This window comes from Bacillus sp. 7_6_55CFAA_CT2 (genome assembly GCF_000238655.1).
Classification (GTDB): Bacteria; Bacillota; Bacilli; order Bacillales; family Bacillaceae_G; genus Bacillus_A; species Bacillus_A cereus.
In genome coordinates this window covers 256,018-269,453 of the sequence record NZ_JH414712.1, presented here as the reverse complement: position 1 = coordinate 269,453, position 13,436 = coordinate 256,018, and the positions used below count along the sequence as shown (strand labels likewise).

Sequence of the window (13,436 nt, the reverse complement as noted above, 5' to 3'; positions counted from 1 at the left end):
TTATTGTCAGGAGTGAGTAACTATGGTTGAACGAATAGCAAATAAAGATAAAGTAATTGCCGCAAATGAACGAATAAAGGAAAGAGAATTTTGGTTAGAAAACTTATCAGGGGAACTGGCTGACTGCCATTTCCCTTATGATTACCGGACATCAAACAAACAGGTGAATTTATCAAATGTTAACATAAAACTAAAAGAGGAATTGTCCGAGAAGATTTTAAAGTTAGCAAATGGATCAGATCTTCAGTTGCACATGATTCTTACTGCTGGACTTACCTTGCTGTTAAATAAATATACTAGATTGCAAGATATATGCATTGGTACACCTGTTTTAAAACAAGACAGTGATACTAACCTTATTAATACTTTGTTAGTTTTAAGACATGGTCTTGAGGAACATATGACATTTAGACGAATTCTCCAGCATGTTAGTACAGTAATGGTTAATGCTTTAGAACATCAAAATTTCCCATTGGAAAGTTTACAACCGGTTTTGAGTAACTACCTTCCAGAGGGGCGTAATTATCCGTTCCGTACTGCAATTTTGCTAGAGGAAATTCAAGATTTAAATTATTTAAGTGAGAGCAATGCTGAGATTATATTCTCTTTCAGTCAAGTAAATGGGTGTATAGAAGTTGATATGTATTTTAATGAGAATCTATATAAAACATCTACTGTTATGCGATTTGGTCATCATTTTATAGACTTGTTAGAGCAAGCTTTACTACAACCGAATACACCGCATATAGAGTTAGATTGGATTAGTGATAATGATGTAAGAGAGTTAATTACATTTAATCAAACTGAGTTAGATTACCCGCATCATTTAACGGTGATACAGTTATTTGAAGAACAAGTCATGCATAATCCAAATAAGCTTGCTGTTTCTGATGACAAAAGAGAAATAACATACGCTCAATTAAAAGAAAAGGTAGATCTGGTTGCCAGTTCTCTACATAAAAAAGGAATTGGAAAAGGACACATTGTTGGCCTTATGATGGATCGATCCATTGATGCAGTAATTGCATTGCTAGGTATTTTAAAAAGTGGGGCTGCTTATTTACCTATTAACATATATTTGCCGTATAAAAGGATAGAGGCAATGCTAAAAGAATGTAAATCTCCACTTTGTATAGTAAAACCAGAAGTTATTAGTGAAGATTTTACAAGGGAAATCCAGGATTGTAGTATGGTAAGTTTTAATGAACTACTTGAAACAGAATTGGTTAGTTTCCCTTCAGTAAGTACACCTTACGATTTGGCATATGTTATTTTTACCTCTGGAACAACAGGTAATCCTAAAGGAATTATGGTTGAAAATCGTAGTGTTGTAAATTTAATATTCGGGTTAAAAAATGAAATATATGATAAATATAGTTCCTCTATGCGAATCGGGTTAGTTTCCCCTTTTGAGTTTGATGCTTCAGTACAAAACATGTTTGGTGCGCTTTTATTAGGAAATAGTTTATTTATAGTACCAGAGGAAGCAAGAACTGATGGGCAGAAGCTAATGAATTTTTATCAAGAAAAGCAAATAAATATCGCGGATGGAACGCCGATGCATCTTCGATTATTAACTAATTTTATAGATGAAAAAATAGAATATTCATTTAAACATTTTATTATTGCTGGAGAGGAATTACCACCGAAATTAGCGCGGAAATTCCTTGGTTTATTTAATAAGAACTGCCAACCTAATTTAACAAATGCTTATGGACCTACGGAGACTACTGTAGATTCTACATGTTATCATGTTCAGCACGATAAGTTAGAACTTATGAATCAATTACCAATAGGACGACCTCTAGCCAATCAAAAAGTTTATATTATGGGTGATAATCAACAGTTACAACCCGTTGGAATTCCTGGAGAGTTGTGTATTTCAGGAGAAGGGCTAGCAAGAGGGTATTTAAATCAACCTAAGTTAACTATGGACAAATTTGTTCCTATACAAATCACCAAAACAGGTTCTTCTATTATAGATGACAAGGTATATCGTACTGGAGACTTGGCTCGCTGGTTACCAGATGGAAACCTTGAATATTTAGGCCGTATGGACGATCAAGTCAAAATTCGTGGATTACGAATTGAATTGGGAGAAATAGAAAAGCAACTATTACGATATCCTGAAATTGGTGAAGCTATTGTAATTACACGTAAAAAAGAGGGAGAAGATGCTCCGGTTTTATGTGCATATGTTGTTATGAATTCTTCAGCTAAAGTAGAAGAGGTACGCCAATTCCTTAGAGAGTATTTACCTTTTTATATGATTCCTGCATACATCATCCCGATTGAGCAGTTTCCAATCTCATCAAACGGTAAAATAGATCGGAAAGCTCTTCCAGATCCAATTTGGGAGCAATCCACAGCTTTATTTATTGAACCACGTAATGAAATTGAACAAATGCTCTCTGAGATATGGAAAGTAGTACTTGGAATAGAGAAAATAGGTGTGAATGATAACTTTTTCGAATTAGGAGGTAATTCATTACAAATTACTTCTGTTGTTTCACACATATATAAACGTTTAGGTGTAGATGTACCTATACGTGAAATGTTTCAAAGGCCTACAATTATGCTATTAGCGGATTATATAGAGAAATATGAAGGGAAGAAAAATTATTCTCAAATTGAGATCGTACCTGATACAGAATTTTATCAAGCTTCTTCCTCACAAAAAAGATTATATATATTAAACCGCTTTGCTGGAATAGGAACTGCCTACAATATACCAGGTGCAATGTTAATAGAAGGTGAGTTTGATTTTATAAAGGCAGAACAATGTGTCAAAGAATTAGTGGAACGTCATGAATCATTAAGAACTTCATTCCAATTTATTAAAGGTGAACCAGTTCAATTTATTCATGATAGTTTAGATATTAGAATTGAACATTTATATAAATCTGATAGATCAACAATTGAAGAGTTAATACAGGAATTTGTTCGTCCTTTTCAGTTAGATAGGGCTCCACTTATGCGCGTCGGTTTAATGAAATTAGAATTCAATCAATACCTGTTACTTTTTGATCTTCATCACATAATAGCAGATGGAGTATCTTTAGCGAAGTTAGAAAAAGAGTTTATAGATTTATATTCAGGCAAAGCCTTAGAGCCTATAAAAATACAATACAAAGATTATGCCAATTGGCAAACCAACCGTTTACATGATGAAGGGCTGAAAGAAATTGAAGAGTATTGGGTAGATAAGTTTAAAGGTGAGTTACCAATTCTTATGTTCCCAACCGATAAGCCACGTGGGCTAAATCAAACTTTTGAAGGTGATAGATTAGTATTCCATCTAACACCTGAACTTTCTAATAAATTAAAATCCTTTGCGGATGAAAGAGAAGCTACTTTATATATGGTACTTCTTTCGTCACTAAATATAGTATTGCATGTGTATACGCAACAGGAAGATATTATAGTAGGTTCTCCAATTGCAGGAAGAATTCATCATGATCTTGAGCCTATCATAGGTATGTTTGTAAATACTCTACCTATGAGAAATCATCCTAAAGCGGAAAAGACGATAATTCAATTCTTAAATGAAGTAAAAGAAAATGCGCTAGAAGCATTTCAATATCAAGAATACCCATTTGATGAGTTAGTAAATAAGTTAGACATGGCTTATCATACTAATCGAAATCCTGTATTTGATGTCATGTTAGTAATGCAGAATATCGGAAGAACATCAGAAAAAATAAAAGATATTACATTTAAATCATACGAAATTAAGCATCAAGCTTCAAAGGTAGATATGAGTATAGAAGTATTTCCGGAAGAAGAGGGTCTGCGATTAGAATTGGAATACGCGACAGGACTATATTATCCGCAAACTATAGAGCGGTTTATGATGCATTTTATAAATACGCTAGAGTGGATGGTAGCTAATCCTGAAGCGAAAATTGAAGACGTTAATGTTTTAAGTAAAAGTGAATCCACAAGGATGTTAAATGAACTTAATAATACAAAATTAGATTTTACTCAGGGTAAATTAGTTCATCAATTTTTTGAGGATCAGGTTGAAAATAAACCAGAAGAAATCGCAGTTATTTCAAATGATATACCGTACAGTTATTCGTATATCAATAATCGAGCAAACCAGCTTGCTCGTATTCTTAGACAAAAAGGTGTAGATCAGGAAACTAAAATTGGTATCGTTGTGGAAAGATCCGTAGAAATGATTATAGCTATATTTGCTGCGCTAAAATCTGGAGCTGCATATGTACCAATTGATCCTGAATATCCAAAGCGTCGAATGGAACATATTTTAGAGGATTGTAATCCTCAATTTGTACTTACAGAATCTAAATACGTAGGTGAAATTCCATTTGTAGGAGAGATTATTGATTTAAAGCAAGAAAATTTGTACGTTGGTGATACAAGCAACCTGAAGGTTACTGGAAAACCAAATAACTTAGCTTATATTTTATACACCTCCGGTTCTACAGGTAGACCAAAAGGAGTCATGATTGAACATTGTAGTATTGTGAATTTCTTATTTTCAATGTCTCATTTATATCCTATGGATGAATCAGATACGTATTTACTGAAGACACCTTATATATTTGATGTATCTGTTTTAGAGTTGTTTGGGTGGACCATAGTAGGTAGTAAATTAGTAATAATGGACAATGGGGAACATCGAAACCCAAGAGCAATTTTAAGAACTATAGATAAATATGATGTGAAATTATTAAATTTTGTACCGTCTATGTTTAGAGCTTTCGTAAATACACTTAATAATGAAAATTGCCAGGTTTTAAATAAAGTGAAGTATATATTACTTGCGGGTGAAGCTTTGACACATGAGGTGGTTAATAAGTTTAAAAAGCATCGACTATCGACTCAAATAGAAAATATGTATGGTCCTACTGAGGCGACAGTTATCGCAAGTACGTTTTCACTTCAAGAAAGTGAAAACTATAATACTATTCCTATTGGAAAGCCTATTCCGAATGTAAGGCTTTATATACTTAATCAAAAACAGAGACTTCAGCCTATTGGCGCGGTAGGAGAGCTGTATATTGCGGGAGAAGGGCTTGCAAGAGGATATGTAAATCAAATGAGATTAACTGAAGAAAAGTTTTTACCAGACCCATTTGTAAAAGGGGAGAAAATGTACAGGACAGGAGATCTTTCACGCTGGTTACCTGATGGGAATATAGAATTCCTCGGTAGAAATGATGAACAATTAAAAATTAGAGGATATCGAATTGAGCCAGGGGAAATTTTAGATGCTTTATCTTCACATCATGCAATTAAAGAAGCAGTGATAGTAGACATTCAAGATGAAGATGGGCAGAAAAAACTTGTAGCTTATTTCGTAGCAAAATCACTTGTATCCATTTCTGATTTGAAATTGCATCTTGCGAAATTAGTTCCGAGTTATATGATACCTACTTTCTTTGTTGAAGTTGAAAACATACCATTAACACCAAGTGGAAAGGTTGATCGACATTCCTTACCTTCACCTAGATCTTTACCTAAGAATGAGGAGGAGAGTATGATGTCTCCTAGTAATGAGTTAGAATCTCGTTTGGTTGAAATATGGAAAAGTATATTGAAGATTGAAGCTGTCGGTGTAGAGGATGATTTCTTTGACTTAGGAGGAAATTCTCTACTAGCTATTGAGCTTGATCTTGCTTTAGAAAATGAGAATCTTAATACGGACGACTTAGTCGCATATACAAAACGCAATATTAAACAACTAGCTGCTTATATAGCAGAAAAGAAAAATAATTAGTATTACTTCATATTGTAAACACGACTTTTAAGAGTTTAAATTCACACTTGCTATACTGTGGGATTAAAGGAGCTTTCCCTCTTAGCTTTCTAGAATGTTAGTGTTTATTCTGGTGACTATGAGTTAGGGAATTCTCCTCCCTATTATAGAATGATTAAAATAAAAAAGTGATTCGAGAAATAAGATTCTTTATATGAAATGCGTTAATAATAATGGATAGCTTTTTAAAGAAGATATACATATCTCTGTCAACTTAGTATAGAGAAATAACCAAATTACAATAGTTTTTCCTGTTGGTAAAAATATAGAGGTGAGTAAATGGGAAATTATACTTCTTCAATCTTATATGATGTAGAGCCTTGTAAAAGTTCTGAACAGAATTGTATTGATGATGTAATTGCTACGTTAGCTAATTGGTTTAAGCGTAAACATTATTTAATGTACGCTAGATTATGGGATTTTGGTTTTTCTCCTGTCGATAATGGAAATCTAGGGGATGGTTTATATACAGAGTCTGGTTATTTTGTAAGTGATTTAGAAAAATATCATGGTATAAAAAGTACTATATTTGATACAGATTCATCCGATGAAGGATTTGAAATTATATTAGAACAATTATACTCGGGATTTCCTGTGGTGGTAACCATGAATGCATACTGGCTTCCTTGGGATGAGAATTATCTAAAAAATCATATTGTTCATTCATTTGTTATTGTAGGATATGAGCCCGAAGAAGACTGTTTAATTATTACCGATCCATATTTTATGGTTAAAAATGCACAACTTTCAACAGAACTTTTTCATAAGGGTTATCAAAAAGTAAGTACTTTAAAAGTTACTGAAGATGAAATCACAGACATACAATCGATTACAACCGATTTGTCAAATTGGATAAAACATATAAAAGTTGAAAAACATATTTTTTCACAAATGCACCTTTTTGCTACGAAACTAATAAGTAGGTTTGATTTAAATAAAGAGACAGATGGATATTTAGACTTTAATGATGTTCCGTTATTCTCACATTTAGGTCAAGTTGTAGATGGCCGAGTGAAGTTTTCAAAAATGCTTTCGTTTCTTGGTGAGCGTTATCACTCGGACTTCCAAACTATCGCTGAATCTATGAAGACAGCAGCTGCCAATTGGGGAGTAATTCGTGGATCATTGATAAAAATGCACTTAACAAAATCAGTAACTAAAGAAGGAATAGTAAACATTTCAGATAAAATTCACCATGCTGCAGAATACGAGCAAAATTTAGCTGAACAAATAATGATATTTCTTTTTTCTGTTATAGAAGGTAATACAAAGAATGTAATTATAGATTCTTCTCCATTGATGGAGACTACTAATTATGTAAAACCACTCGATGATATGGAGAGAAAGCTAGTTGATATATGGAAAGAAGTTATAGGTAATCCTTGTATTGGTGTGGAAGATAATTTTTTCGCACTTGGTGGTCATTCCCTTCATGCTACTGTAATCAACGCTAAAATATGGAAAGAATTTAACGTGCAATTATCATTGGCAAATCTTTTTGAGTATCCAACAATAAGCACTTTAAGTCATTTTATTAAAAATTCAAAAGAAAATAGGCTGCAAGATATAGAAATAGTACCGGAATCTGAGGTATACCCGGTTTCATCGACTCAAAAAAGAATGATGTTATTACAAGAGATGGATGGGGCACAGATGACATACAATGTACCAAGTTGTTTTATTCTTAAAGGAACGGTGGACCGGAAAAGGATAGAATTAGTCTTTGAAAAGCTTATTAAACGCCATGAAATACTCAGAACACAGTTTGAGTGGCAGGGAGATCAGTTAGTACAGAGAGTATTAGAACAGGTAACATTTGAGCTAGAAATGATAAAGGGAAAGTATAAAGAATGGTTGCAACCATTTAATCTTTCTAAGGTTCCGTTAATGCGGGCTGGACTAAAGGAGCTAAAAGATCATAGTTATTTACTTGTAATTGACCTTCATCACATCATAACAGATGGCGTGTCTTTAAGTATCTTTATGCATGATTTTAAGGCCCTATATGCTGGGGAAACATTGCCGGAAAATCGTTTGCAATATAAAGATTATGCTGTGTGGGAACAAAAATTATTATCTTCTAAAGAATTTGATATCCATGAGAAATACTGGGAAGAATTATTCTCAGGGGATATACCAGTTCTTGAATTACCATATGATCGAGGTCGGCCACCTGTAAAGAGTTTTGAGGGTGAACAATATAATTTCCAAGTAAACAAGGAAATTACTCGGAAAATAAAAAAAATAGCACTAGAAACTGATACGACACCTTTTATGTTACTTATGGCTACCTTCACTATTTTTCTGTACAAGCATGGGGAACAAAAGGATGTCATTATAGGATCACCAGTTGCAGGTAGGCCGCATGCTGATCTGTTACCTCTTATGGGGCTGTTTGTAAATACGATTGCATTACGTTATCAAATAAATCCAGATCAATCTTTTATTAATCACTTGAAAAAAGTGAAAAACGATACGTTAGAAGCTTTCGAACATCAGGTGTATCCATTTGATCAATTAGTGGAAAAATTAGATCTTTCTAGAGACTTAAGCCGAAGTGCTTTATTTGATGTCATGTTTGTATTACAAAATTCGGATGAAAAACATACAGTTGTGGATGGATTAGAAATTAGCACGGAAACAAACACAGATACACTAACAAGTAAGTTTGATTTAACTCTTATTGCTGAAGAAAATAAAGATATATATGAATTCACTTTTGAATATGCTACATCTTTATTTCATAAATCAACAATAGTAGAATTTGGACGGCGATTTAATCTTCTATTAGAAGAAATAACAACTCATCCTAATGTTAGTCTAAAAGATATTCAAATGTTAACAAGTGAGGAAAAAGAACTTGTTTTATCTGCGACTCAGGAGAAAGAAAAAATAAAAATAGAGACTGATTTTAATTGGGATATAGGTTAATTGATTTCCCAGGTCTCAGAAGGAGTAATTACATGGATAATCATGAAAAAATACGTCAATACATTAAAAAAAATCTTATTATTTTTAATGCAGAGGAGACTATTGTTGCTAATGATGACAACATATTTGAAAAAGGTTATGTAAATTCGCTCTTTGCTATGCAAATGTTAAATTTCATAGAAACGGAGTTTGATATAGTAGTAGATAATGATGAACTTGATATTATTAACTTTTCTACTATTAATAATATGGTTGATCTAATTAACAAAAAGAAGAATGGGAATTTCACAGTATGAGTAATGCAGAAGAGATTCTGGGAGTAGTTGATGAGTTTGCGGAAAAGAAGCTTCGGCCTCGAGCAAGTGAGTTTGAAAGTAATGAAGAGCTTCCCTATGATGTGATACAAGAAATCTCAAGTTATGGTGTATTGGGTGCAACGATACCAAAAGAATATGGTGGGCTTTCTCTTGATTCTTTAGATTATGGTCGTCTTACTGAAATCATTGGTAAAGCTTGTAATTCGGTTCGTGAATTACTTACAGTTCATGTATCTTTAGTAGGGGAGTCAATTAAAAGGTGGGGGACTGAAGAGCAAAAGAGAAAATGGTTACCTGAGATGGCAAAGGGGAACCTATTATTTTCATTTGCCCTAACTGAGCCAGAGGTTGGTTCTGATGCAAAAGCTGTTGGAACTTCCTATAAACAAGTTAATGATCATTTTATTCTTAATGGGCACAAAAAATGGATTTCTTTTGCTGACATTGCGGATTGTTTTTTAGTTTTTGCGTCTAGTGAGGGAAAAGTTAGCGCTTTTATTGTTGAACGGTCAATGACGGGTGTTTCTACAAATAAAATGAGTAAACTGTTAGCAAGTAATTCCTCGCATATAGCTGAGATTCATTTGCAAGATGTAAAGGTACCAGCTGAAAATTTGTTAGGACCAATTGGGGGTGGATGGAGTTATGTAGTTAACACAGCTCTTGATCATGGTAGATATAGTATTGCCTGGGCGGGAGTAGCCATTGCTCAAGAAGCACTAGAAGCAATGGTAGCTTATTCAAGAAGAAGAAAACAAGGAAATAAATATATATGTGAATATGAAGCAATTCAAACAATTTTAGCAGAAGCAAGTGTAAATATAAAAGCAGCTCGTTCGTTATGCAAAGAGGCTGGGAAAAAGCGTCAGGATAGACATACTGATGCTGTAATTGAAACAACCATTGCAAAATATTTTGCCTCAAAGATGGCTATGAAGGTAGCCACAAACGCTGTCCAAGTGTTTGGTGGAAACGGGTTTTCAAGAGAATATCCTGTTGAGCGTTTATTTAGGGAAGCAAAGGTTTTAGAAATTATTGAAGGTACCTCGCAGGTACTTCAGCCAATTATTGCGCAGCATGCACTTCACACTTGTTCTCAAAAGAGAGGACTTTTAAGAATATGATTTATGAATTGGTAAAAGAAAAGGATGAATTCAAACAAATATCTCCACTTCTCGTTGATTATAAGAACCATCCAATACTGAATGGTATAGCTCATGGTTACAATAAGGGACATATTTATGTGGATAATCCTAATAACCCTAGATGTGCACTTGTATGGGCAGAACAAGAAATTTTTTATTTATTAGGTGATCCTACAAGTAATTTTGTTTCAAGTCTACCAACTTTTATTAAAGAAGTAATTGCACCTGAGGCTCAGCAGATAGGGGATGACTTTTTTCAGGTTGAATTATTACCCGAATCAAAATGGAAACAGGTTGTCGAGGAACAATTGCAAATGTTTATTCCTAAACCTTACACTCGAGTAACATTTACTTTTGATCCGGAGTCTTATAATAAGTTATCTAAACCTAATATGCCTGATGAGGTAACGGTGGAACGTATTACAATCGACATGTTATCAGATAAAAAGTTCGCAACGGTACGGGATGATATTGTTGATTTTTGGGAGTCAACTCAGGATTTCATTCGAAATGGATTTGGTTATGTAGTAATGGTACATGAACAAGTTGTAACTAGTTGCTTATCGGTTTTTGCGACAGATACTGATGTGGAAATTGGAATTAACACTTATGATTTATTCCAGCGAGGTAAAGGGTATGCTTGGTTGGCTGCAAGAGCATTCTTGGATGACTGTTTAAAACAAGGAAGAACACCACATTGGAAGACAGAGGATTTTCGTATTCCATCTATTAAACTAGCGGGAAAAGTTGGATTCACAAATCTTCAAACCTATACAGCTTATGTGTTTCCTTATAACGAATTAGATAATTTCGTTTTTACCGCATACCATCAACTAAGATACTATTCAGATTTTAATAAAGCTAGTGAGTTTGTACAAAAAGCTCGTACTGTAGGAGATTTAAATGCATGGCATCACTTTTTACTTTCTATGTGGTTATTCATTAATTGATAGAATTGATCTTTCGTTAAAGCATATGAATCTTGCACTGGATTTAGGATGGAATGATGTATCAGATATTCGCTATGTAGTTGATTTAGTGAATTTAAGAAAAACTGAAGATGGACGAGCTTTATTAAATAGAGTTGAAGATAGCTTAAGATGAAAAAAAGGGAGATAAAAAGATGAATATTGTATTTATGTTTCCTGGCGTAGGATCCCATTATTCTGGAATGGGTAAGTACCTTTATGAAAACTTCCCTGTAGCACGTGAGATATTTGAAGAAGCAAGTGACACTCTAAAAATAGACATGGCTTCCCTTTGTATGGAGAAGATATACAAAGCTGACCTTGAAAAGTTACAAAATTCACAGACTGCTTTAGTAACAACTAGCATGGCAGCTTTTCGAGTTTTTGAACAGGAAATAGGCAATAAACCAGAGGCAATGATTGGATATTCTTTGGGAGAATATACAGCTCTATGTGCTTCTGGAGCAATTGCATTTTCAGATACCTTAAAATTAGTACAAGAACGTAGTACGATTTTGAGTAGCTATGCATTGACTATAGATGGAACTATGGCATGGGTTAACAATCTTGCTCCAGAAATTGTTGAAGGTATTTGTTCAGAATTGTCAACCAAGGGACAGGAAGTATATATATCGGCTTATGACACTCCAAATAAAACATCAATTTCTGGTACAAACTCTGCGGTTCAGTTAGCTTGTGAAATGGTAGTAGAGCATGGGGGAATTGCAATCCCCCTTAAATTAAGTGGACCATTTCATTCTCCTATGATGCAACCTGCTGCTGAAAAATATAAGAGTGTACTAGAAAATATAGATATGAAACAGCCATTAGTACCTGTCATAGCGAATCATGATAGTTCAATGTATAAAGGTATAGAAAATATAAGAGAAAACCTTTACTTACAATTAATAAAGCCTGTGAAATGGTTGGACATGATTCACTATCTAATGAATCAAGGGTCTATGAAAGCTATTGAAATGGGACCAAAGGAAGTCTTGAAGTATCTTCTGCAAGCTATTAACCCTGCTATATCGACATGTAATTATGAAAGGGAGAAAGATATCCTAAGTACAAAAAATTCTTTTACATTACAAGAATCTGATTATGAAGAAGTTATATCAGGGTGTTTAACTGTAGTTGTAAGTACAAAAAATTATAATACAGATTTAAGTGATTATCAGAAAAAGGTAGTACTCCCATTTCAAAAGGTCCAAAGTCAATTGGAAGAAAAAATTAATTCGAGGTATTCAGTGGAGAAAAGTGATGTAGAAGAAGCAATCCAAATGATGAAAACAGCACTTACTGAAAAACAGATTAAAGAGAGAGAACAAAAACGTTACCTGCAAAGAGTTCTTCAATGTAAAAGTTTTTAGATATAAATTATAAATATATTAAGGGAGCGATGATGGATAAATGTTCAAGAAAATTGGTATTGTAGGTGCTGGAACAATGGGGATCGGCATGGCAGTAGATTTAGTGCTGCATGGTCTAGAAACGGTATTAATTGATGTTACAGAAGAGCAGTTAGAAATAGCGGAAGAGAAAATATTAGAGACAGTTCGCTTTGCTCCTCTAATTAATAAAGCATTTCCTAGAATGCATAAGGAAGAAGTACTTTCGTTAATAAGTAGCTCTACTAATCTTGATGAAGTGGCTGAATGTGATTATATAGTAGAAAATGTTCCAGAAAACTGGCAAATTAAAGAGCCGATCTATAGAAGATTAGATGAGATATGTAAAAAGGATACAATTTTCGGAGTCAATACGTCTTGTATCTCAATAACAAAAGTAGGAGGAGTAACAAAGCGTCCAGATAAAATAATAGGAATGCATTTTATGAATCCGGTATATATGAAACCATCTATAGAAGTTATTAGAGGATATTTAACTTCAGATGAAACGGTCACGAAGGCTCAAGCTTTCCTAAAACAATTAGATAAAGATGCAATAGTTGTTAATGATCAGACTGGTTTTGTTTCTAACCGTATCTCCCACTTATTCATGAATGAATCAGCTTGGGTTGTAATGGATGGTGTAGCAACACCTAAACAGGTAGACGATATATTTAAAAAATGCTTTGGACACACAATGGGTCCATTAGAAACAGCAGATTTAATTGGGTTAGATACAGTATTACATTCATTAAATGTACTTTATGAGGAATATCAAGATCCAAAGTTTAGATGTTGTCCATTACTTAAAAAGATGGTGGATGCAGGTGAATGTGGTAGAAAGAGTGGTAAAGGTTTTTACGCTTATTAAAATTAAAAATTACAAATAGGGGTGTATA

Annotated in this window: 6 protein-coding genes and 3 pseudogenes; all 9 read left to right on the top strand. The window is 33.7% G+C overall.

The window, feature by feature from the left end; all coding sequences use genetic code 11:
- Window positions 1-22 precede the first annotated feature (22 nt).
- Window positions 23-3,937, top strand: a pseudogene (locus tag HMPREF1014_RS24610) (amino acid adenylation domain-containing protein); the annotation flags it as partial.
- Window positions 3,938-3,946: 9 nt separating this feature from the next.
- Window positions 3,947-5,437, top strand: a pseudogene (locus tag HMPREF1014_RS32665) (non-ribosomal peptide synthetase); the annotation flags it as partial.
- Window positions 5,438-5,506: 69 nt separating this feature from the next.
- Window positions 5,507-5,746, top strand: coding sequence for a phosphopantetheine-binding protein (locus tag HMPREF1014_RS32660; protein WP_326300238.1), 240 nt, complete (start codon window positions 5,507-5,509; stop codon window positions 5,744-5,746).
- 318 nt (window positions 5,747-6,064) lie between these two features.
- The gene (locus HMPREF1014_RS24605) at window positions 6,065-8,716 is read left to right on the top strand and encodes a condensation domain-containing protein (RefSeq protein ID WP_009327563.1); all 2,652 of its coding nucleotides are present in this window, start codon (window positions 6,065-6,067) and stop codon (window positions 8,714-8,716) included.
- Between the two features lie 32 nt (window positions 8,717-8,748).
- Window positions 8,749-9,012, top strand: a complete 264-nt coding sequence (locus HMPREF1014_RS24600) for an acyl carrier protein (protein WP_000368639.1) — start codon at window positions 8,749-8,751, stop codon at window positions 9,010-9,012.
- The gene (locus tag HMPREF1014_RS24595) at window positions 9,009-10,157 is read left to right on the top strand and encodes an acyl-CoA dehydrogenase family protein (protein ID WP_000063354.1); all 1,149 of its coding nucleotides are present in this window, start codon (window positions 9,009-9,011) and stop codon (window positions 10,155-10,157) included. Before HMPREF1014_RS24600 ends, HMPREF1014_RS24595 begins: the two co-directional genes overlap by 4 nt.
- Window positions 10,154-11,282 (top strand): annotated as a pseudogene (locus tag HMPREF1014_RS24590) (GNAT family N-acetyltransferase). Before HMPREF1014_RS24595 ends, HMPREF1014_RS24590 begins: the two are co-directional and overlap by 4 nt.
- 19 nt (window positions 11,283-11,301) lie before the next feature.
- Window positions 11,302-12,519, top strand: a complete 1,218-nt coding sequence (locus HMPREF1014_RS24585) for an ACP S-malonyltransferase (RefSeq protein WP_001028180.1) — start codon at window positions 11,302-11,304, stop codon at window positions 12,517-12,519.
- 40 nt (window positions 12,520-12,559) lie between these two features.
- Window positions 12,560-13,408, top strand: coding sequence for a 3-hydroxyacyl-CoA dehydrogenase family protein (locus tag HMPREF1014_RS24580; protein WP_000473349.1), 849 nt, complete (start codon window positions 12,560-12,562; stop codon window positions 13,406-13,408).
- Window positions 13,409-13,436: the final 28 nt, after the last annotated feature.